The following is a 20,114-nucleotide window of genomic DNA, read 5'->3' as shown; positions in this document are numbered from 1 at the left end:
ACATACTGCACGGAGGGAAAATCAAGGCGCAACGAAGCAGACAGGTCCATTTCGCAAGCCGCAGGAGATCGCTTGTGAGGCGTGCAGGTTAGAACGTCTCTCTGTCTGCGGGGAAGAGGATCCCTCGGTACGTTGGACCGGAGCGTTTGCCTCCTGCGGTGGGCGGGGGGCAACGCAGTCCTCGACGATCGTTTACGAGATTGAGCCCAGTGGACGGCTGGGATGGCATACGGATGCCACCGAGGAGACCCAATACATCCTCTCCGGAAAGGGGGAGCTGCGCATGGAGTCGGGCGTCTACGCTCTCGATCCCGGAAGCGTGTTTGTCATCTCGACCGATATGCGCCACGACCTTGCCAACGTTGGGCAGGAAACCTTGAGAGCGGTCGCATTTTTTGCCGCGGCAATGTTCACGCAAACGTTCGACGATCTCATGCTTCCCTCACGCACACATATCCTCGGCAGCCCCAACCGCGCCGGTTAAGGATCGGTCCGCCGGCTTTGTCGCGGTGCCTTCTCTCACTCCGCAGGCCTCTGGGGGAGGCTCCCTTCGAGGCGGGGCCGGAGCCGCACGGGAAGGGAGACCGGAGAAGAAGCCCCCGCTCGTTCCACGGCCACGGAAATCTCCTTCTGTCCAAGGGCCTTCTCCTGACGATAGAGGGCCAAAACTCCCGACAGGCTTTTTGGGCAAGGTCGCCCATCCAGAGAGAGGATTCGATCCCTGGCTCGGAAGCCAGCCCGCTCGCCCACACTCGCCTTCTCGACCGAGAGCACAGTCGGCGCCCCTTTACGCTGCACCAGGAGCAAGCCGAGCGGGAGATGCACAGGCATATCCCGGACGCGCCTCGGCCGCGGCCTGGGCTTCTCGCTCGGCTCGTCCTCGTCTTCGTCCCCTGACGCTGGCTCTTGCATGAGCGTTTTCGGGCCGGGTAGGGAAAAAACCAGCCGAAGCTCCGAGCCGCTTAAACCCGTCAGGGCTTCCCGAAAGGCATCGCAGGAGGTCCAGACCGCCTTCCGATCGATCCTGCGCCGTCCCGGCTTTCCCCTCTGCTCTCCCTTCTCGCTCATCCCATGGCCCATTTCTCCGGCAGTGCCGATCCGCATGTCGCCCAAGCCCATCCCTCCGATACCCATGCCGCCGAGCGGCATGCCTCCTCCGCCGCGACGTGCTGAAGGCGCTCCTTCTTCGGCGGATGTCAGCTCTTCTCCGGACGCGCCCGCGCGTCGTGGCCTCGCGTAAAAACAATGGAGTCGTGCACCGGGAGGAACGACGACATGCTCGTTGATCGCCAAAGGATAGCGGACATGAACCTCTCTCCCCTGCTGCACGAGGGGGAAAGCGGACGAGAGCGGGGGCACGGTCGTAAGGGATCTGGTCTCCTGGGCCGAGACGGAATCCACGACGCACCAACTGAGAAGGCTGAGGAGCAGCATGGCGGGGAGACAGACGACCTTGCCTCTTCGCGGTGCCGCACTCGCCTGCACTCGGCGTCGAACCGTTCGATCCTTGCGATTTGCTCCGCCTTGCGCAAGAGGCGTCATCGTCCACTCAATCTCCGAGGGAGGCGGCGCCATCCCGCCGCGAAGAGCCGTCCCCTTCCCGACACGCAACGACCGTTGCGGCTTCCACCATTTCGCGACAACAATCCTAAACAACTACCGCGATCCTCTGCGGATTTGAAGAGCAAAGGGCGCTTCCGAGCTTCGCCCCGGTGGCACGCAGTGGACCCCAAGGCGGTCCTGCCTAAGGAACATCAAGAATGCTTCCCCCAAGGCTGGGGGGCAGGGAGACCGGAAGTGTCAGCCGCGCCTGCCCTCGCTCCACTTCGAGGGAAACGGACGAACCGCCCCGCGCTTTTGCCTCGCGATAGAGACCTAAGAATACCGACAAACTCCGGTAGCAGGGCCGACCATCGAGAGAGAGGATCCGATCCCCCGAGCGGAGACCCGCTTCGGCTCCGGCGCTCCCGTTTTCGACCGCGAGGACGGTCGGTCTTTCTTCCAGCTCCCCCAGCAGTAGACCCAACGGGAGGGCCAGGGGCTCGTCTCGCACTCGTCCGGGCTTGGAGTCCGTTTTAAGATTTTCTCCACCTTCCGACTTCGCCGCCTGGCCGGAAGACGCCGCCGGAGGCTGGGCGAAAACCAGCCGCACATCGGACCCGTCCAGACCGCCAAGCGCTTCACGAAACGCATCAACGGAAGTCCAGACAGTCTTTCGGTCCACCCCTTGATGGCTTGATCCTTCGTTCTCATCGCCCGCGCGGCCCATCCCGCCATGCATCCCTGTCATGCCGCCTCCCCCCATGCCACCCATCCCCATACCACCCATCCCCATGCCTCCTCTGCCCATTCCACCACCCATCCCGCCCATGCCACCCATCCCGCCTCCATGGTGTCTGCCCGAAGGGGCTGCATTTTCCGAAGAATCCGTCTTCTCGCCCGTTGCCCCCCTGCGCTGGGATTTGACGTAAAAGAGGTGGAGAACCTCTGAGGGAGAAAGAACCTGGTACTCGTTGAGCGCCAGAGGACAGCTCACATGAACCTCGGTGCCTTTCTGGACCAGAGGAAAGGCCTTTTCGATCGGCGGCGTCGTGGCAAGTGGCTTGGCCACCTGCCCGTACAGGGAGATCGTGAAGAGGCCGACCGAGAGGAAAATGGCACTAGTTTTCAAGGCAGGTCACGCCGATCCCGAGCAGCACCAAGGGTCGGCTTGCCTTTCCCACAAGGATTCTCCTGCGCGTGCCAAACTCTTCACTGTTCAAGTGAACCTTCGGGAATGCGGTTTGTTGCGGAAAAAAAGAAAAGCGGTTTGCGGTTTCCCCGCCTCACCGGCGAAGAGGAGCCTTTTCGCTTCCCGGGAGATCGAAAACTAGGACCTGCTTTTTCCCCGGCTTTTCCCTGGCGGCGGAAAGCGCTTCTCTTGCCGAGCCAAAAGGCCAGATGCTTACGGAGGGAGCGGTCAGCCGCTTTTCCTCGAAGCCGTGCCGCAACTCCTCCATCATCCTGGCGATCTCCTCACCGCGAAGGGCCATGCTGTCGACGCCGATCAGCCGCTTGGCCCCGTGGTAAAAATCAACGAGGTTGAAGGAGACATCGGGCGGGTTGCTCGCGATAGCGACCTGCCGGCCCCCCGGCCGCAGCGTCTTCAGGCACGGCTCGAAAAACGCCCCTCCGATCGTGTCGAGCGCCAGATCGACTCCTTGCCCTTCGGTCAAGGCAAGGACCCGTCGCGGCCAGTCGGGATCCCCGGCCGCGACCAGGCTGTCGGTGCCGGCAAGAACGGTTGCCGAGCGGGACGCCGCAATGACCCGGGCCCTTCGCCAGCGCGCGATCTCGATCGACGCGCGCCCGACGGCCCCGGCCGCCCCGACGATAAGAACGGTCTCTTCCGGTGCGAGATTCCCCGCAATGACCAGCGCGGACCAGGCCGTCAGGTATGGGACGCCGACCGCGGCCGCGGCCTCCATCGAAAGAGAAGAGGGTTTCTTGGCGACCCAGGAAGACGGAAGACGCAGATACTCGACAAAGGCTCCGTCCCGGGTGACGCCGAAGCCGGGACCGCTGCCCCAAACCGCCTCTCCTTCCCGACCCGCCCCTGCAACAATGGTCCCCGCATAATCTCTTCCGGGGATGCGGGGAAGACTGGTCCCGAAGTGGCCCGAGAGATTCTTGACGTCGCTCGGATTGATGCCGATCGCCGCCACCCGGATCAGCACTTCCTCGGGGAGAAGCTCAGGCACCGGAATCTCTACCGGGATCAAGACCTCGGGTCCTCCATAGCGGGCAAAAGAGTACGCCTTCACTGTTTTCATTTCCTGCGATGCGCAGCAGCAAGCGCAAGGAGAATCCTCGCCGCGATCCCCAGGACGGGAAAAGATCTCCTTGCGCAAACCACCCGGGGGCGCCTCTTATCGCTCATCGATGCGCGCGCAGAGTTCGGTCGCTCCCAAGAACGGGTTTCCATGGCGTCACGCGTACCCGGCCTTCGCGCTCTCCCTTCTCCTGCTCGCGGCCCCTTCCGGATTCGGTGAGCCGGCAGCCTTCGATTCCTCTCGCCTCGCCGAACTCTACGAGCGGATGAGCACCCCTCAGTACGAGATCGGCATCAAGCTCGTCTCCCTCCTGGGGATCTCCCCAGGCAGCTCTGTTCTCGATCTGGGTTGCGGCACGGGACAGCTCGCCTCCGCCATCGCCCGAATCGCCGGACCCCAGGGAAAAGTCCTAGGCATGGATCCTTCCCCCTACCGGATCGCCATTGCCGAGCGAAGGGCGAGGGAAGGGCTCTCCTTCTCCGTCGGCGGCTCCGATGATCTTCCGAGGCTCGCCCCTCGGTCTTTCGATGTCGTCTGCCTCAATTACGTCTTTCACTGGATCGACGATCGGCGACAAGCCCTTGGAGCCATCCACCGGATCCTCAAGCCCGGGGGGAAGCTGGGCATCAGCTTCGAGGACACCAGCCGACCTGCGGAGCTCGATGAGCTCATCGAGCAGTCGGCGAAAGAGGTGCTCGGCACCCTTCCTCCGGGACTCTTTCTCGAGACGGCTCCGCTGGGACTCGCACCACTCAAGGAAATGCTGCGAAAGAGCGGATTCCGCGTCGTGGTGGTAGAGAAGACAGAATCGGAGGATCGGGCGAAAAGTCCCGAGGAGCTGGTGGCTTTCTGGCGGGCGAGCAGCGCAGGAAGGTTTCTTTCCGGAGTATCGGAAAGGACCAGGCGGAGGATTCTCGACCGGATCAAGCAGCGACTGACGAGGGCCGAAGGAGGCCAGGGAATCCGGATCACCAGTGAAACCCTCCTCCTCGTCGCGGTGCGCAGCGGCGAAGAGTAAGCACGCTGGATCGCTTGGAAGAGCGCTGCCGGCTCAGAAACCGGACAAGTAGGCGCTAAAAATTGGCAAGCCACCGTTAGCGGCCGGACAAGCGAGCGCGCTATTCTCTCCCAGCCAATCGACTAAGGAAAGATGCTTCGAGGACACTGCACCGCCTGTTGGACCTGCCTCACCCTTCTCGCCTCTGTGAGCGCCTCAGGCGCCCGGGAGTCCGCGTCCAACGTGACCTCCCCTCTGCCTTACGCCCAACCCGCCCAGCTTCCCGAAGTGACGGTAAATGCCGACCAGGAACAGCCACCCGCCCAGGAAGTGACTTCCATTTACGGACCCGACCTCTCCATTATGGATACTCCCCGCGATGTCCTTCCCGTTTCCCGGGAAGAGCTCGATACCGTGATGGCCCAGCAGGTCAACGACCTGGTCGCCTTCAGTCCTTCGGTCAATCCGACCCAGTCGACGGGAAACGTCGTGAGCGAACCGGTCGTCCGCGGGCTCCCCGCCACGGCCTTTCGCAACGGCATGCTCGTCGGCTTTTCCAGCGGAGGGAACTGGGGCCCCCTCCTCAACTTCAATGCCGACGATTCGCTCGACGTCGTCACGGGGCCGGTGAGCATCGTCTTCGGTCCGCAGGAGTTCGCCGGAGGTTATGTCAATGAAGTGACCAAGCAGCCGTTCTTCGACCGCTTCCGCGGCGACGCCTACTACACCTTGGGCATGTACGACACCAATATGTGGAACATCGATATCGGCGGCCCCATCGGAAAGGAGAAAAAGCTCGCCTACCGCTTCGACTACTTCGGCCAGGAAGGCTATGCGCCTTATAACTATTACGATGGTTCCTACTTGAACCGGGAGTGCGCCTACCTCGCCCTTTCCTGGAAGCCGATCGAGGAGGTTCAGGTCGACTGGAACGGAGAGATCGATCAGAATTCCTTTCTTCCGTACGCCGGGGTAACGCGGCCGACCCAATCCCTGATCGACAACGGGCTCTATCAGAGCGGACCCTGGATCGGCTACTACACGCCTCCGGCGACCGCAACTCAGCCCTTCGGCCAGTTTCATCCCGGCCGGGGGACTCCCCCTCCGGGCTCGGGATATGCCATCGCCTGGGGACCTCAGGTACCGATCAGCGGCCGAGCCAACCTCTTCAATACCCCGCTCGACTTCTCCCGCCAGTTCTACGCCGTGAGCCAGGCGGTTGCCACGATCCGGCTCAATGAACGGTTGACGTTCGTGAACAACACGCTTTTTGAGTATTTCCAAGCGAATGCCGCTCAGCCGGTCCCCGACCCGACCTGGGTCGTCATGCCCTACGGGGTCAATCTCGCCGACCGGCTCGAAATCCGCTGGGAACCCGAACAGAAGAGTTCCTGGTTCTCGCAAAGCGTGGATGGCGGCCTCGCCTTCCGCTTCCTGAGCGACGAGGAGTATTCGGGAAGCTGGCATTCAACGAGCAACCAGGCCGACATGAGCAAGCCGATTACCGCTGCCGACGCCTCGCTTCCCGTTCCTTACTCCCTCGCGATCAGCCCCGCCTACAACAACCCGTTCCTCACCGACATCCCGATTCCAGGCTATCCGGGAGAATATTACAACGTCGACAACTTCGCCTCGACTCAATGCAACTTTTGGGAAATCTCGCCATTCCTCCAGGACATCCTCCATTTCGGAGAAAAGGCGACTCTCTTCCTCGGAACCCGGCTCGACGCCTACTTCGTCGACGCCCAACCCCCATCCGGCACCCCCGCCGTGCTCATCGGCCCCGCCTATGACGCTACCTCGACGAGCGCCCTCCTGCCGCAGGTTACCGCCAGCCCCACCTACCGGATCTTTCCCTGGATGTCCTGGTATTCGACCTACTACTTCGGACAGACGACCGCCCAGTCGATCTTCGGCGCCTTCGCGCCGGAGTTCACCAGCACCTACTACCACCAGACCCAGACCCTTTACGAAACGGGCCTCAAATTCTCTCTCCTCCGGGAGACCCTCTTCCTCGGCCTCTCGGCCTACGCCCAATCGGGCTTCATCCCGGCCTTCGTTCTCCCCGGAGGCACCACCCCGACCGTGTCGGCCGATGTCCAAGGAGTCCAACTCCAGGGGAGCTATCGGCCGAACCGCCATTTCTGGGCGAACTTCGGCTTCAACTACATGCAAGGATACGAAAACTGGACCAACACGGACGGTGTCGGTCCCACCACCTTCACCCCCTACCCGGCCAACGTGGCCGCGCAGTATGGCCTTCCAGTCAGCCAGATCGTCTCCCTCGCGCCGGGCATCTATCCGTTCATCGGTTTTCCCAAGGAGTACGGCAACCTGATGCTGACCTACAAGACCGACGCGGGCTTCGGCGTCTCCTTTTGGGCGATCGAGCAGGGTGGCCAGTTCCTCTCCTACGACTACGCCGTCCGGGCTCCGGCCTGGTACACCTTGAATGCGAGCGTCTTCTATGCCGCCAAGCATTGGGAGGCGCGGGTCTGGTTCTACAACTTCACCGACAACCACTACTGGATCGCCGGGGCGCCGGGCTTTACTCCCGCCCGGACCGCGAACCTCGAATATGCCGCTCTCCAAATGCCTTTTTGGGTCCAGGCCATGATCCGCGTCTCGTTTTAGCGGAGATGATGGCCGAAAAACTCCAGGAGGAGCGGCCAGGACATCCGGGCGGCCTCGGGATTGTAGCTTCCCCGCTCCTCGCAAAAGAAGCCGTGGCCCGCTTCAGAAAAGGTCACCTCGATGAAGCTCTTTCCGGCCGCCCGAAGGGCGTCGGAGGTAGCCCGAGTCTGCTCCGGAGGAATGTGCTGGTCGCGTCCTCCCCAAAAAAGGAGAAGCGGAGCGGATACGTCCTTCGCCCGATCCAGAAGTTCCGGCGCGATCCCTCCGCCGTAAAAGGAGCAAGCTGCGCGCAAAGGAGCGACCGTGCTGCTCAGGAAGGCCACCCGGCCCCCGAAGCAGAAGCCGACCGCCCCCACGGCTTGGCCGCCGCCGCTAGCGCTCAGCCACCGGTAGCCGCCTTGCACGTCGGCCGAAAGGTGCTCGACGGTGACTTGCCGAAGATGGACGAGCGCTTGCGAAAAGTCCTCGTAGCTCCCCTCCCAGCGCGGAGCGCTCCGATGGTAGAGATCTGGGGCAAGCGCCCGATAACCCTCCCCGGCGATCCGCTCGGTGACGTTCCGGATGTGGCGGTTCACTCCGAATGCCTCCATAAAGACGAGGATTCCCGGATAGGATCCGGGAGCGGAGGGCCGAGCCAGGAAGCCCGAAAATCGGCTCCCGTCGGCAGCTTCGAGATCCACCCAACTCGAATCGACTTCTGTTTTCATCGGCACCCTTCTTTTTGGTTTCGGCCAAAAAATCGTGCTTACTCCTTTCGCTCGCCAATGACCAGTAGCCGCTGAAATCTTCTCTCGATGCCGTGTGCCGTCCGGAGCTTTTCCAGTTCCTCGCGAATTCTCACCGTGACCGCCGGTTGGCGCTCCTCGGGAACCAGAGCCAGAAAGTTTCCGAAGCTGCTCGCTTGAAAGAAATCGAGCAGATCGTCCACTCGATCCACAAAGTCGCTATGGAGCGTCGACTCCACCCGGAGCGCCGAAAAGCCCGCCTTGAGAACCAGTTCGCGCACCTCTTCGGCGGAAAGCAGAAAGGGAGAGATCTGAGCCCCTTCCGGGACCTGACCCATTACCGAAGCGATCGCCTCTTTGATAATCGCATGGAACGGGTTGGGCTGATCTTTGTCTCCCGTCCCGATCCCAAGCCTCCCGCCCGGCTGGAGAATCCGGTGGATCTCACGCAGCGCTTCCGCCTTCCGCTCAATCCAGTGGAAGACGCTGTTGAGACAAACGACATCCCAGGACCGATCGGCAAAGCGGCCGAGATCGTCGCTCCCCCCGATCTCAAAGGAGAGACCGGGCCGGGCTCTTTTCCGAGCGATCTCGATTCGAAAGGGGAGAGGATCGATCCCGAGGACCTCCCCGGAAGGACCGACCGCTTGCGCCACGTACTCCGCTAGCCGCCCCGTGCCGCAACCGACATCCAGAACCCGTTGCCCTGTCTGGATCTCCAAGCGATCGACCAGGAGCTTCCCAAAACAAAATTGAGCGTCGCTCAATCGATCGTAGCTTTCGGCCAGCTCCCGCGTATCCAAGTCGAATTGGGTCGTCATTCCTCGAAATTTACGCCTCTTTGAGCGCCTGCGCGAGCCTCCGGTCGGGAACGAGCCAGAACAAGGCGACCAACGCATAGACGGCTTGCGCGATCCACGGCTGAAAGAAAGCGACCGGGATCGCCGACGCATAGAGGAGGGAAGAAAGCTTCCCTTTCCGGTCCGCTCCGATCGCTGCCGCCAGCTTCGAGTCGCACCCCTGTTCGGTGATGATCAGGGACTGCAGGACGAAATAGGCGACCGATGCAAGGAAGAGGACGGCGCCGTAGATGGCCGTGGGAAGCGGGGCGGAATGGTTTTCGCCCGCCCAATCGGTCACGAAGGGGAAGAGGGAGAGCCAAAAGAGAAGGTGGAGGTTCGCCCACATGATCCCTCCATGGATCCGGCGGCAGGCCTTGAGCAGATGGTGGTGGTTGTTCCAGTAGATTCCCAGATAGAGGAAGCTCAGCACATAGTTGAGAAAGAGCGGCAGAACGGATGCGAGAGCCGACAGGCTCACCCCATGCGGGGCTTTCAACTCCAGCACGGTGATCGTGATAAGGATCGCAAACACTCCGTCGCTGAAAGCTTCGAGACGGCCCTTTTCCATGATGAACTTACCGCCCGGATAGGTTCCGTCAACGGATCCGTCGCTCTTCAGGGACGTGACAAGCCGTTTTTTCGATTCGGGAGACGTACTCCATGTCCTGGAAATGCCATTCCTCTCGCTGCGGCACGCTTCGACTCTTCTCGTTTTGTTACAAGTTTGTAACAAAACGTTGACTAAAATAAAGCGGCATAGTAATTGCTACGAATGGCGTCTATCTTGCACGACAAGCCAGCGAGAGTCAGACAGGGCAAGCCGGCGCAGAGGCCGGGTTCGGCCACAAAGCGGCCCACGCGTTCCACGGGTACTACGCGCTTGAGTATCAAAGGTCAAGTGGTGATTCCTGAGGCTGTTTGCCAACGGATCGGGTTAAAGCGTGGTGATCAGTTCCTCGTCCTGGCCGACAAGGATACGATCTGCCTTCGTCTGCTCCATCCCCCCTCGAGCCGCGAATGGTCGCAGCTCCGGGAGCTAGCCAACCTGCTTACGACTTCGATTGAACAGCCGACGGCTTCCGCTTGAGGCAGGTCTTCTCGCGGAAGATAAGCGAGCGGCGAGAAGGGTGGACGATCTTCCGCGAGGAGGACAAACCTAGTTCCGATGAAGTAGACGGTCCCTTTTTCACAAGCCACGGGAGAACGCTTGTGAGTCAGGCAGGCTAAACCCGCTTCAGAAAAACCAGGTCGTTTAGGGCAACGACCACAAACTGGTCTCCGGGCTGGAAGCCGAAGTCCTTCCGAATCTGCTCCGGAATCACTACCTGCCCCTTTGTCGAAAGGTGGGTCGTCCAAAAACTTGGGCTGGCTTCCCTCCCCGTTGGTTCGGTCTTCTCGGGGGCGGCCGGTTTCTTGGATAAAGGAGGAACCGACGGGATATTCGCGGAATGAGAATTGCCTCCAGGGGCGGCGGGAACGGGCATAAGCGATTTAACCTGATATTACGAGCGTACAGCTCACACTCTTGGATAAAAAAGCGGATCGCGGGAGCGGAGTCAAGGCCGCTTCCCTTCGTTGCGCGTATCCGGTAGCCTCCGGACCAGACCCCGCTGCGCTCAGCTTGCCGGCCTCCTTATCGAGGCCGTCGGCGATAAGGACGCGTCCCTGCCTGGACTATCGGAATCCTTTTGGCATGCTTCTCGCTTTAATGAGTCCGTGCCCCCGCAGGGGCGAAAGCCAACTCCTGTTGGCCGTATCGGGCTGGTATCGGCCACCCAGGGAAGCAGCGGCTCTCCGACGAACGGCTCGCATATCACGCGAGTCTCAAAAGGAGAGTGGATACTAGGCGGGCCATGTTGCCGTGCAAAATGATTAGAACGCGGCTCGCAATCGAAGCGCCCCCGGAGGCGATCTGGAGGGAGTTGATGGATTTTCCCTCTTACCCTCACTGGAATCCCTTTCTCCGCTCGGTCTGCGGCGAACCCATCCTCGGAGCGAGACTCTCGGTCCGGCTCTGCCCTCCATCGTCCAAACCCATCCCGTTGCAAGCCGAGGTTCTCCGGGTCGTGCCCAACCAGGAATGCCGCTGGATCGGCCGCTGGCTCTTCCCGGGGCTGGTCGACTTGGAGCATCGCATCTTTCTGGAAGCCCAGCCACCAGAGATCACTATCCTCCACTACCGACAGACTCTTCGCGGATTGCTCGCCCCCTGCATCTGGCGTTTCCAGAGGCAAAGCTCCCGTCCGGGAATGGAAGCCATGAACGAGGCACTCAAGCAGCGGGTGGAAAGGGCGATCTGGAGATAAACTTCCAACCATCGACCTCCGTCCCCCCTTGCGTTAAAGAGTGTGAGTGGTGGTGGACGTTCTCTGCGTGGGCCATGCCTGCTACGATCTCGCATTTTTTGTCCCCCACCACCCGGCTCCGGACGAAAAGATCTTCTCCAAAGAGCTCGTCCTAGCAGGAGGCGGACCTGCGGCGAATGCGGCTGTCGCGGTTTGCCGGTTGGGAGGGACGGCTTCCTTTCTCGGCTATCTCGGAAAGGACCCTTTTGGCGAGCGTCACGCTCGGGAGCTGGAGGAAGAGGGTGTGGAAACCTCCCTCCTGGTGCACGGCGAGGCTCCTACTCCTCTCGCCGTCAGCCTGGTGAAGCCGCTCGGTGGTCAACCATAGCGCGGCAACCCCGAAACTGGAGGCAAGCCTCGCCGACCGGCCATGGCCCACAGCGCGGGCTATGCTCTTCGATGGCCACGAACCAAGAATCTCTCTGCCAATGGTCGAGGAGGCGCGGCGGCGGGGGACTTCGACGGTTCTTGACGCGGGTTCTCTCCACGAAGGGACCGCAAAGCTCGCCGGGGTTGTCGACTATCTGGTCGCTTCGGAACGCTTCGCCGCACAAGCGACGGGCTCGACCGACCCCGAGGAAGCCTTGCGCCGGCTTGCTGCATCCCACCCCTGCGTCGTGGTCACGCTCGGAGAACGGGGGCTCCTCTGGTCCTCGAGGGGAAAGCGGGGCAGGCTCCCCGCCTATTCAATCGCTTGCGTCGATTCGACCGGAGCGGGCGACGCCTTTCACGGAGCCTTCGCTCTGGGAGTCGCGCGCCGAATGACCTGGGAGGATCTGCTGTACTTCGCTTCCGCCGCGGGAGCGCTTGCCTGCACTCGCCTCGGAGCGCGGCAAGGGTTGCCCTCGGCCGAGGAGGTTGCTAGCCTGCATGTCTCACAAAGTTCGTACCCGAGGCGCGGCGGATAGGCCTAGATGCAAGCCGCAGGAAATCGCTTGTGAGACAGCCAGGCCAGGATTCTCGCGCGAGCGAACCCGCGCGCGTAAAAGGCTCTCCTCCGGCTACTCCTCCCCGTCGTAGTAGGAGAGCGGGCTCTCGGCAACGATCTTTCGCTCGGGTTTGAGGAAGAACTTGCCCGACCGGGGGTAGGATACGACGTCCGCCTCCGGGTTGTTCGCGATTACGAGGAGCAGCAGATCGCCCGGACCCGGATTTTCGATCTGGTGGGCCTCCTCCGGCTTTGCCAGGAACCAGTCCCCCGGCCCGAGATCGATCCTCTGTTCACCGACCTGAACCCATCCCTTCCCTTCCTCGACGCCGTAAAGCTCCCATTGAGCGGAATGAGCATGGAGAGGCCAATCGACCGCGCCGGCCGGAATCCGAACCAGCGCAGCGTCGAAAGGTTGACCTCCGCCCCACGTACCGACATCCTTTTTGCCTCCTAGAGAGAGGCTGATCGTCTTTTGAAAGAGATGATAGCGCCCTTTGGGCGATCGGCACTCCACCCAAGGAATTTCCGCGAGGTTCACCTTCATGGTAACACCGTCCGCGCAAGTGCCGGAAATCGCGGTCACTCCTAGTGGCAAAGAGTCGCCCGAATGAGCCCTTCCGGGCACACCCTTTTCTCAAACGCTAGCGGGCAAAATAAGCGGAAAAAAGGATCCGCCGGAGGGAAAAACTAGGAAGAGTGGTCGCTGCTTCCCTTCTCGCTCGAACCCCCTTTTTCGCAGGAGCCCTTCTTCTTGCCACACTTTCCTTTGCCCGAGAGTTCCGAGCACTTCTGGCCCGAGCAGGCTGGCGTCGCCCAAGCGGGCAGAGAATACGAGATGCCGGTAGCGAGCAATAATGCGCAGAGAGCAATTTTCTTCATCGTAAAAAACCTAGCCGATGGGGTCATCAAGATCAATCGCATTTTGTGAAGCGAGCGAGATCCTCCCGCCGCACTCGGGCGCAAGCGCACTCCTCGCCTATTTTTTCTCCGGGACAAGGGCGCCTCGATCGAGTGCAGCCGTGCTTACGGCCGCGCCCTGGCCCGAGGAATTTTGCCCGAGAGGCATCGCTTTCGGCGGAAGAGGACGGAAAGAGGAGTCCTCCCACCCCCCTCCGAGTCCCTTCACGAGAAGAGCGGTCAGCACGAAGCGCTCGCCCAACGTCTTAGCGTCGTCCCGGCGGCTGGTGAGCAGCTCCTTGTTTGCCTGGACAATCTCAAAGTAGTTCCCCAGCCCCCTTCGGAACCGATCCAGCGTCATATCGACCTGGCGCTCCGAGGCGACAACCGCCGCTGCGAAGCGCTGTTGCTGGTCGGAAAGGATCCGGATGCCGGAGAGATAGTCCTCCACTTCCCGGAAGGCGTCGAGCACCACCTTTCGATACTCCTGTACGGTCACCCAGTAGCCGGCCTTTGCCGCGTTCAAGCTCGCGATGAGCATGCCTCCTTCGAAGATGGGCACGTCGATCAGCGGACCGGCGGCCCAATAGGCATTATGCAAAGTCATGAGGGTGTTAAAAAAAAGGCTCTGGAATCCCCCAAAGCCCGAAAGATACAAGGACGGGTAGAAGGCGGCCCTGGCGACTCCTATCTGCGCATTGGCCTCCGCCATGAGCCGTTCGGCCCGGGCGATATCCGGTCTGCGCTCGAGCAGCTCGGAAGGGACCCCTTGGATGATTGCGGGAGGCTCGCCCGACAAAGGACGGAACGGGAGGGAGAAACCAGAGGCCGATTTGCCGGTGAGGGCCGCGAGGCTATTCTCGGCTTTCGTCCGGCTCCACCGGAGCCCGTCCCGCTCCCCCCGCACCTGCTCGAGCTGGCTTCGGGCTCGGACCACATCCAACTGTTGCCCAAGACCCAGCTTGGTTCGCTCCTGCGTCAGGCGAAGGTCTTTGTCGAACTGCCCGATGATCTGGTCCAGAATCGAGATCTCCAGGTCGATCTGGCGCAACAAGTAGTAGTTCTGCGCCACTTCCGAGGTGAGTGAGAGCCGGATCTCTTCGTATGCCGCCTGGACCGCCTTTGCTTGCTCCTTGGCGACGCGCAGCTTGGGAATCTGCTGCCAGAGCGCAAACTCATAGTTCGTATCGCCGACCGCCGCCCAGGGATCGAGTTGGCGCGGGAAGGGGGGAACCGGCCACTGGCCCTGGGCCGCGTTGGAAACCGACTTCAACCAAGGCGTGAAATCGAGCGTCGGGTAGAACATCGCTTTCACCCCCAACACCTCCGCCCGCGCCTGGAGTATCCGGGCGAAAGCCTCCCCGAGCGTGGGGTTGGCCGTCAGGGAAGCCGCCTCGAGCTGGTCCAGCTCCGGATCCCGGTACATCTTCCACCAGTCCCCCTTGCCGATGAGATGCTCCCTGGGCTCGGCAATCTTCCATTGAGGCCCCGGCGGCCCGTGAACCGGACGAGCAGGCGGAGCCCACTTGTATTGCGGGGTCGTGGGAATGTCGGGCCGTTCGAACTTCGGGGTAAGGCACCCGGCGAGCAGTCCAAGCAGCGAAAGGGCGAAGAACCAGCGGAGGAGAGACGCTGCCCGAGTTGCTAGGAAGGCTAACCTGGCGGTTCGACCACAAGTACCGCGCAGCGCGAATGGCGAATCACCCGCTCCGAGACCGACCCGAGGATCCAATGCGCCGGTTGCGAGAGCTTCCGCCGTCCGACTACGATCAGGTCGTAGAAACCATCGCGGGCGGACCGCAGAAGCTCCTCTGCCGGATCCCCCTCCTCGATCCGTTCGGAGAAGGGGACGTTCCCTTCCCGCGCGATCGCCGCACAAGCCTCCAGCGGCGCCTGAAGGAGCCGGCGCTCCTCGACCGCCGACGAGTCCCAATCGCTTCCCGGAGGAGGGAGAACCGCCAGGGCTCGCACCTCGGCCCCGAAGCGGGCGGCAATCTCGATCGCGAGCTGGAAGGCCGCCGAAGCCCCCTGCGAACCGTCGAAACCAACCAGAATTTTCCGGAAGCCCATCTTCGATACCCCTTTGGATCCCCTGGCGCCGAAGGGATATTACACTGGTCGGTCTCCCGGGCAAGGCCGGCCTCTTTCCTGCTTGTTCCCGGGCACTCACGGCGCTCTCCCTTGTGGCGGACGGGCTCCGGTCGCAGAAGGAGCATCCCCGTTCCGATTGGAGTTTTGCTCGATGATGCTTCGAATCCGCCCCTCGATCGCGTCCAGTTCCCGGAGATAGAGAAAGGATTGGTAATCGGCTTCGCGCGCCTTCGACGGGATCCGGGTGATCGGATCGCGGATCGAGTTCCCCCGCTCGGCGACGTGAACTCTTGTCACCATCGTGAGGCCGAGGACCAGCGGGCGGCGGGCCAGTTCCTTCGGATCGAGCCGGATCCGGACCGGCACCCGCTCCACGATGTGAACATAATTGCCGGTGGCATTGTCCGGAGGGAGAAGCGAGAAGACGCTGCCGGAGCCAGGCTCCAATCCTTCGACCACCCCATGGTACCGGGTTCCCCACCCGTACAGATCCGCCTTGAGCACCACCGGCTGACCCGGCCGCATTTCCCCCAGTTCCCGTTCTCGGAAATTGGCAACGACCCAGACGTAGCCGAGCGGGACCACGCTCATGAGCAACTTTTCGGGCGTGATCTGATCCCCGGGCTGCACGCTGCGGCGGGCGACATAGCCGCTCACCGGAGCGGGAATCCTCCGCCGGTACCAGTCGAGCCAGGCGTCCCGGACTCGTTGCGCGGCCTCTTGGACCATCGGGTTGGTTGCCACCGTCGTCCCTTGGACGAGCGCCTCGCTTCCTCGCAACTCCGCCTCGAGGGCAGCGATGGCCTGCTCCGACTCCTGCACCTTCCACTGGGCATCGATCGACTGCTGCTCGGAGATCACCCCGCTCGTCGTCCCGCCCCGGTAGAGCCCCAGGTCATATCGATAGCGCCCCAAGGCCGCTTTCTGCTCGCCGATCCGGTGGCGGAGCCGCGCGACTTGGCTGAAGAGAGCCTCAACCCGGCGAACCGTTGCCGCCAGGTCCGCCTCCGCTTTTTGAAGCGCGACCCGGGATTTGAGTCCATCCAATCGGACCAGAACCTGTCCCTTCTCAACCCGCTCGGTGTTCTCGACACAGACCTCGACCACCGTGCCGGCGACCTGGGATTTGACCGGAGCCACATTTCCGGTCACGTAGGCATCGTTGGTGACGACCCAGCCCCGGATAAAGACAAACCAGAAAAGAAAAACAAGAAGGACGAGAAAGAAAACGATCGCCCGGCCCAGCTTCCTCCCGGGGATCCCCTCGTCCTCCTCCGGGGGTCGCGATCCGCTCCGGAACCGCCGCGTCATCCTGCTCCAAAGCCGGGCGGTCAAGCGGCGAAAGCGGGAGCGGGGGTGAATCGGTTTCCTCGCTCGGGGCGGCTCCCCGAGGAGATCCCCGACCGGGCTCCCTTCCCCGCCGGTAGGCTCAGAAAACCACTCCTCCCTTTCTTCTTCCCTCATCTCCCTCCGGATTCGGAAACGTCCTTCCGCGCCCCCAAGGGAGCCGGGCAGAGAAGAGCCAGACCCGCTAGAAGGACAAACCCCCACGCAGCGATTCGGAAGAGATCCTCGAAAGCAAGCACCTGGGTTAGCGCAAGGGCTTCCCGATCCAAGAGACGGAAGCCCACCTCCCAGCCGATTCCCTCGGAAGAGAGCCTCTCGCGCAGTTGGCCGAGGAGAGGATGAGAAGGGGTGAGCCACTCGACCAAGCGCCTCTTGTGGAAAGCGGCTTGGTGATAGAGGATCGTCCCGAGCAGGAGGCTGGCCCATCCCTGTGCCGCCACGCGTAAGCTCCCGGCCAGCCCGACCGCGAGGCCTCGGTTCCGAGCGGAGAGTCCACTCGAGAGAAAATTGGTGACCACCGGAAGAAAGAGCCCCAGGCCGATCCCCTCGATCAGCTGCGGACCGATAAACTCAAGCCAGAGGTTGCGTCGGTGGTGAATCTCGTAGAAACTCGTCCAAAACGCAAAGCCGGCAAAGAGGAGGAGAGAGCCAATGAGCAGGAACCGACTTCGATGCCAACTGGCGATGCGCGCGCTCAGAAGCGCCAAGGGTAGCGCCCCCGCGGTCAGCGAAAACCAGACCATCGCTCCCAGCCACGGGCTATATCCCCAGACCGACTGGAGGCGGACCAAGAGCAGGCTCCAGAGGCCATAAAAGAGAAGAAAGCCTCCGCAAAGGCAGACCATCCCGGCGGCGAACGCGGGCCGCAGGAAAAGCGTGAGCCGGACCAACGGATTCGGGATGCGGAGTTCCCACCAGGCGAAGGCGAGAAACGAGACGGCGGCGACCCCGGCAAGAACGTCGAAGAGCGAAGAGTTGGTCCAGTCGTAGTCATCCCCCATGTCCAGGGCGGTCTGCAAGGAGAAGAGGCCGGTCGCGAGCAAGCCGAAGCCGGTCCAGTCGAAGCGGGCATCCGGTCGCACGGGCTCGGTCGCCCGCAACAGCCGACGGACCCATTGGGCGCAGACCCCTTCCACGGCCCCGTCGATGAGGAACCAGAGCCGCCAGCTCGCCGCTTCCCTGCCCCAACTTTCCTCGATCCAGCCGCCGAGGAGCGGCCCGATCGTAAAGGGGAGGATCGCGATCACCGCCCAGAGTACCGGAGCGAACTCCCGGAAGCGCGGCCGGTAGGTATCGAGAAGCAGGGCCGGAGCGAGCAGGATCAGGACTCCGCCGCCCGCTCCCAGCACGATTCGGGCGAGAAGAAAGAAGACGAATCCCGGAGCCAGGGCGCAGAGCAGCGCACCCGACGCCGTCGTCCAGCCTGCCCAGAGAAAGAGACGAACGGTGCCGACCCGCTGGGCCAGCGGATTCGCCAGCAACATCCCCAGCGCCTGCGCCGCGAAGAACTCCCCGTTCATCCAGCTCCCATGGCTCTGGTGCTGGCCGAGTTCGGCTACGCAATAGGGGATGATCCCCGTGAAGGCCCCGGTGTTGAGAAGGGCAAAGAGGCTGGCACCCACCAGCGCAAGGTGGCACGAGAGAGGCCGATGCGACCCGGCGGATGGCGCCAAGCTCATCCGATGAGCCCCCTTCCCCAACCGATCGCCGCCGGTCCGATTGGACGCTCTGCTCCCCGATCCCCGCGTCTACCCAATGCTCCTTCCCTCCCCGTGAAATCTCGCGTTGCGAGACCCGTGGTAGGAGCTATCAGCTCAATCGGTGAGCGGTCTGTTTTCGGGCGAGCCCCATCGCCCAAACCAATATTGCTGGGCCTGTTACCAGAACGAAGGCAACTTGGCCATCCTTTTCGCGTTTTCTTTGCAGGGCAGACGCGGGGAGGAGGAGAGCGCTCGTTAGAGCGAAGCTAATACCCGCTGGAACCGCTGCTTTGCCTCGGCGGCCAAAGGCTCGATCTCCGGCCGCTGAATCATGGCGGGCATCACCGACGGATCGAGAAGTTCGACGTGGACCTTCCCCGAAGCGTCCTGCCGGACGACTGCGTTGCAGGGCATCAGCAGTCCGACCGACGGATCCATCTCCAAGACTTGATGGGCCAAGGAAGGGTTGCAAGCGCCCAAGATGCGATACGGAGGTATCTCCTTGCCCAACTTGCTCTTGAGGGTCGCCGCCACGTCGATTTCGCAAAGGATGCCGAAGCCCTCCTTGCGCAGAGCCTCTACTACCTTGGGGACGGTTTCCTCGAACGAGGTCGCCACTTCTTTCCCAAATCCATACGAGGTTTTCATCTCAGCGCTCCCGTTTTCAGCTCGCGCCGCACCCTTCTCCCGAAGAGAAGCGACCGGTGTGCAAGCCCACTTGTCATGACAGTATCCTCATCCGTTTCGGGAAAGAGCGCAAGGAGAATCGTTGGGAGCCGCGACAGCGCCGGTCCCGTGCCCATTCCGCGCTCGAAATCTCTTCATTCTTCCGGCCATTCGCTTCCCGACCGCAAAGAATCAACAGCGGAAACTGCGCGGTTCGGCACGCGCATTCGCTATTGCCGATTCTCCTTCCCTTTCCCGGCCCCACAGGATGCTCGACTACTCGATTGCTCCCAATCGTCCGCCGTTCTCCGCGCGCTGCCACAGAACCGTAACAATACTGCCATCGATCCGTAACATTTTCGCCACTCTTGCGTCACTTCTGCGTCACGTTCTCGTCATATTCAAAACACAGATCCGTCACATTGACGTAACACACTCGCAACATGTTTGTAACATATTTGTAACACTATTTTTGATTGCCGCATATTCTTAACATTTCTATCGTGCAGGTCATTTCTCGCGCCTCGTTGACATAGACATGGATGGAACGTGTACAGCGATTAGGATGGTTGTGTTCACATATGAGTGCTGAAGAGTTGTTTGATACGATTCATGCTTGGAGATGGCCCGCTTCCCGATCCCTCTGCCTTCTCCTCCTCGCTTCCCTGCTGAGCATGCAAGAGACGCGAGCCAGCGACCCCGGAATCCCGAAAGTCGACGATAGCCTCTCGGGACCGCAGGAAGGCGCAGGCGAACCCACCACTTTGAACGGGGGTCCGGACTCCTGGGATGCCGCTCCGGCGGCCCCCACCGGGCTCTCCTCGGTGTACGGCGCCAGACCTCCCGGATCGGATCTGGCCGACATTCAGCCTCTTCTCGCGGTGAACTCCCCAAGCCCGAGCGCTTCCTCCGGAGAGGAGGCCCAAACGACCGCACCCACCAGCAAGGACGGCGTCGTCCAGATGCCCACCACCGAAGTCACGGGGGACCCCGACAACGCTCTTCTCGAGCCGCCCACCGACCTGGTGCCGGGAGCATCGGAAGCGCCGACTCAGAAACAGATCTTCCGGTCCGGCGCGACGACCCGAGTGATCGACAAGAACATCGCGGCAAGCGCCGGTCCGGTG

General features: G+C 61.9%; 22 protein-coding genes and 1 riboswitch. Of the genes, 9 read left to right on the top strand and 13 right to left on the bottom strand.

Annotation, left to right across the window (positions count from 1 at the left end; all coding sequences use genetic code 11):
• Positions 1-484: cupin domain-containing protein (locus MAMT_RS07290; protein WP_374729436.1), on the top strand; the 484-nt coding region annotated here is incomplete at its 5' end.
• A 35-nt stretch (positions 485-519) separates the two neighbouring features.
• On the opposite strand, the gene MAMT_RS07285 is transcribed toward MAMT_RS07290, so the two are convergent.
• From MAMT_RS07285 to MAMT_RS07275, 3 genes are all read right to left on the bottom strand, one after another.
• The gene (locus MAMT_RS07285) at positions 520-1,542 is read right to left on the bottom strand and encodes a PDZ domain-containing protein (protein ID WP_178086996.1); all 1,023 of its coding nucleotides are present in this window, start codon (positions 1,540-1,542) and stop codon (positions 520-522) included.
• Between the two features lie 202 nt (positions 1,543-1,744).
• A complete protein-coding gene (locus MAMT_RS07280) occupies positions 1,745-2,671 on the bottom strand; it encodes a PDZ domain-containing protein (protein WP_178086995.1) in 927 nt (308 codons plus the stop codon).
• Between the two features lie 154 nt (positions 2,672-2,825).
• On the bottom strand, positions 2,826-3,812 hold the full coding sequence (locus tag MAMT_RS07275) for a quinone oxidoreductase family protein (RefSeq protein ID WP_142660324.1): 987 nt from the start codon (positions 3,810-3,812) through the stop codon (positions 2,826-2,828).
• Positions 3,813-3,921: 109 nt separating this feature from the next.
• On the opposite strand from MAMT_RS07275, the gene MAMT_RS07270 reads away from it, so the two are divergent.
• A complete protein-coding gene (locus MAMT_RS07270; RefSeq protein WP_142660323.1) occupies positions 3,922-4,830 on the top strand; it encodes a class I SAM-dependent methyltransferase in 909 nt (302 codons plus the stop codon).
• A 132-nt stretch (positions 4,831-4,962) separates the two neighbouring features.
• Entirely contained in the window at positions 4,963-7,443 is a 2,481-nt protein-coding gene (locus MAMT_RS07265) for a TonB-dependent receptor (RefSeq protein ID WP_142660322.1), read from the top strand.
• On the opposite strand, the gene MAMT_RS07260 is transcribed toward MAMT_RS07265, so the two are convergent.
• Genes MAMT_RS07260 through MAMT_RS07250 form a run of 3 tightly spaced genes read right to left on the bottom strand, consistent with a single transcriptional unit; the run spans position 7,440 to position 9,578 of the window.
• Positions 7,440-8,150, bottom strand: coding sequence for a dienelactone hydrolase family protein (locus tag MAMT_RS07260; protein WP_142660321.1), 711 nt, complete (start codon positions 8,148-8,150; stop codon positions 7,440-7,442). The two genes, MAMT_RS07265 and MAMT_RS07260, sit on opposite strands and share 4 nt — an antisense overlap.
• A 38-nt stretch (positions 8,151-8,188) precedes the next feature.
• On the bottom strand, positions 8,189-8,989 hold the full coding sequence (locus MAMT_RS07255) for a class I SAM-dependent methyltransferase (RefSeq protein WP_142660320.1): 801 nt from the start codon (positions 8,987-8,989) through the stop codon (positions 8,189-8,191).
• Between the two features lie 10 nt (positions 8,990-8,999).
• Positions 9,000-9,578: a TMEM175 family protein gene (locus tag MAMT_RS07250; protein ID WP_142660319.1), complete on the bottom strand. Its 579-nt coding sequence runs from the start codon at positions 9,576-9,578 to the stop codon at positions 9,000-9,002.
• Between the two features lie 312 nt (positions 9,579-9,890).
• Here MAMT_RS07250 and MAMT_RS07245 point away from each other — a divergent pair, with 312 nt between their 5' ends.
• Complete coding sequence (locus MAMT_RS07245) at positions 9,891-10,097, top strand: AbrB/MazE/SpoVT family DNA-binding domain-containing protein (RefSeq protein ID WP_178086994.1); 207 nt, start codon at positions 9,891-9,893, stop codon at positions 10,095-10,097.
• A 136-nt stretch (positions 10,098-10,233) separates the two neighbouring features.
• Here the strand turns inward: MAMT_RS07245 and MAMT_RS07240 are convergent, their stop codons facing one another.
• Positions 10,234-10,494: an AbrB/MazE/SpoVT family DNA-binding domain-containing protein gene (locus tag MAMT_RS07240; RefSeq protein WP_142660317.1), complete on the bottom strand. Its 261-nt coding sequence runs from the start codon at positions 10,492-10,494 to the stop codon at positions 10,234-10,236.
• Between the two features lie 384 nt (positions 10,495-10,878).
• Between MAMT_RS07240 and MAMT_RS07235 the strand changes: the two genes are divergently transcribed.
• From MAMT_RS07235 to MAMT_RS07230, 3 genes are read left to right on the top strand one after another with little or no spacing between them, the layout of a single operon-like run.
• Positions 10,879-11,316 (top strand): SRPBCC domain-containing protein, encoded by a 438-nt coding sequence (locus MAMT_RS07235; protein WP_142660316.1) that lies wholly within the window; start codon positions 10,879-10,881, stop codon positions 11,314-11,316.
• Between the two features lie 52 nt (positions 11,317-11,368).
• On the top strand, positions 11,369-11,683 hold the full coding sequence (locus MAMT_RS11830; protein WP_342799828.1) for a PfkB family carbohydrate kinase: 315 nt from the start codon (positions 11,369-11,371) through the stop codon (positions 11,681-11,683).
• On the top strand, positions 11,670-12,263 hold the full coding sequence (locus tag MAMT_RS07230) for a PfkB family carbohydrate kinase (RefSeq protein ID WP_342799827.1): 594 nt from the start codon (positions 11,670-11,672) through the stop codon (positions 12,261-12,263). Before MAMT_RS11830 ends, MAMT_RS07230 begins: the two co-directional genes overlap by 14 nt.
• 93 nt (positions 12,264-12,356) lie before the next feature.
• On the opposite strand, the gene MAMT_RS07225 is transcribed toward MAMT_RS07230, so the two are convergent.
• A complete protein-coding gene (locus MAMT_RS07225) occupies positions 12,357-12,830 on the bottom strand; it encodes a cupin domain-containing protein (protein ID WP_142660315.1) in 474 nt (157 codons plus the stop codon).
• 207 nt (positions 12,831-13,037) lie between these two features.
• Here MAMT_RS07225 and MAMT_RS11390 point away from each other — a divergent pair, with 207 nt between their 5' ends.
• Entirely contained in the window at positions 13,038-13,214 is a 177-nt protein-coding gene (locus tag MAMT_RS11390; protein WP_178086993.1) for a hypothetical protein, read from the top strand.
• Positions 13,215-13,262: 48 nt separating this feature from the next.
• Here the strand turns inward: MAMT_RS11390 and MAMT_RS07220 are convergent, their stop codons facing one another.
• The 5 genes from MAMT_RS07220 to MAMT_RS07200 form a co-directional block, all read right to left on the bottom strand.
• A complete protein-coding gene (locus MAMT_RS07220; protein WP_142660314.1) occupies positions 13,263-14,915 on the bottom strand; it encodes an efflux transporter outer membrane subunit in 1,653 nt (550 codons plus the stop codon).
• Complete coding sequence (locus MAMT_RS07215) at positions 14,837-15,253, bottom strand: universal stress protein (RefSeq protein ID WP_142660313.1); 417 nt, start codon at positions 15,251-15,253, stop codon at positions 14,837-14,839. The genes MAMT_RS07220 and MAMT_RS07215 overlap by 79 nt, the downstream gene beginning before the upstream one ends.
• Positions 15,254-15,349: 96 nt before the next feature.
• Positions 15,350-16,738, bottom strand: a complete 1,389-nt coding sequence (locus MAMT_RS07210) for an HlyD family secretion protein (RefSeq protein WP_142660312.1) — start codon at positions 16,736-16,738, stop codon at positions 15,350-15,352.
• Complete coding sequence (locus MAMT_RS07205) at positions 16,735-18,300, bottom strand: MFS transporter (protein ID WP_142660311.1); 1,566 nt, start codon at positions 18,298-18,300, stop codon at positions 16,735-16,737. Before MAMT_RS07205 ends, MAMT_RS07210 begins: the two co-directional genes overlap by 4 nt.
• Positions 18,301-18,414: 114 nt before the next feature.
• A riboswitch (Fluoride riboswitch) is annotated at positions 18,415-18,485 on the bottom strand.
• Positions 18,486-18,576: 91 nt separating this feature from the next.
• Complete coding sequence (locus MAMT_RS07200) at positions 18,577-18,969, bottom strand: DUF302 domain-containing protein (protein ID WP_142660310.1); 393 nt, start codon at positions 18,967-18,969, stop codon at positions 18,577-18,579.
• Positions 18,970-19,568: 599 nt separating this feature from the next.
• Here MAMT_RS07200 and MAMT_RS07195 point away from each other — a divergent pair.
• Positions 19,569-20,114, top strand: a 546-nt coding sequence (locus MAMT_RS07195; RefSeq protein WP_142660309.1) for a hypothetical protein, incomplete at its 3' end; no start/stop codon positions are given.

This window comes from Methylacidimicrobium tartarophylax, from assembly GCF_902143375.2.
GTDB lineage: Bacteria > Verrucomicrobiota > Verrucomicrobiia > Methylacidiphilales > Methylacidiphilaceae > Methylacidimicrobium > Methylacidimicrobium tartarophylax.
This window is presented reverse-complemented; position numbering and strand designations above follow the sequence as displayed.

What these genes read in the sequence shown, in the direction of transcription:
- MAMT_RS07285 (WP_178086996.1), bottom strand. Translation starts at nt 1,542, where the DNA reads ATGACGCCTCTTGCGCAAGGCGGAGCAAATCGCAAGGATCGAACGGTT.
- MAMT_RS07275 (WP_142660324.1), bottom strand. Translation starts at nt 3,812, where the DNA reads ATGAAAACAGTGAAGGCGTACTCTTTTGCCCGCTATGGAGGACCCGAG.
- MAMT_RS07270 (WP_142660323.1), top strand. Translation starts at nt 3,922, where the DNA reads ATGCGCGCGCAGAGTTCGGTCGCTCCCAAGAACGGGTTTCCATGGCGT.
- MAMT_RS07265 (WP_142660322.1), top strand. Translation starts at nt 4,963, where the DNA reads ATGCTTCGAGGACACTGCACCGCCTGTTGGACCTGCCTCACCCTTCTC.
- MAMT_RS07260 (WP_142660321.1), bottom strand. Translation starts at nt 8,150, where the DNA reads ATGAAAACAGAAGTCGATTCGAGTTGGGTGGATCTCGAAGCTGCCGAC.
- MAMT_RS07255 (WP_142660320.1), bottom strand. Translation starts at nt 8,989, where the DNA reads ATGACGACCCAATTCGACTTGGATACGCGGGAGCTGGCCGAAAGCTAC.
- MAMT_RS07250 (WP_142660319.1), bottom strand. Translation starts at nt 9,578, where the DNA reads ATGGAAAAGGGCCGTCTCGAAGCTTTCAGCGACGGAGTGTTTGCGATC.
- MAMT_RS07240 (WP_142660317.1), bottom strand. Translation starts at nt 10,494, where the DNA reads ATGCCCGTTCCCGCCGCCCCTGGAGGCAATTCTCATTCCGCGAATATC.
- MAMT_RS07235 (WP_142660316.1), top strand. Translation starts at nt 10,879, where the DNA reads ATGATTAGAACGCGGCTCGCAATCGAAGCGCCCCCGGAGGCGATCTGG.
- MAMT_RS07225 (WP_142660315.1), bottom strand. Translation starts at nt 12,830, where the DNA reads ATGAAGGTGAACCTCGCGGAAATTCCTTGGGTGGAGTGCCGATCGCCC.
- MAMT_RS07215 (WP_142660313.1), bottom strand. Translation starts at nt 15,253, where the DNA reads ATGGGCTTCCGGAAAATTCTGGTTGGTTTCGACGGTTCGCAGGGGGCT.
- MAMT_RS07210 (WP_142660312.1), bottom strand. Translation starts at nt 16,738, where the DNA reads ATGAGGGAAGAAGAAAGGGAGGAGTGGTTTTCTGAGCCTACCGGCGGG.
- MAMT_RS07205 (WP_142660311.1), bottom strand. Translation starts at nt 18,300, where the DNA reads ATGAGCTTGGCGCCATCCGCCGGGTCGCATCGGCCTCTCTCGTGCCAC.
- MAMT_RS07200 (WP_142660310.1), bottom strand. Translation starts at nt 18,969, where the DNA reads ATGAAAACCTCGTATGGATTTGGGAAAGAAGTGGCGACCTCGTTCGAG.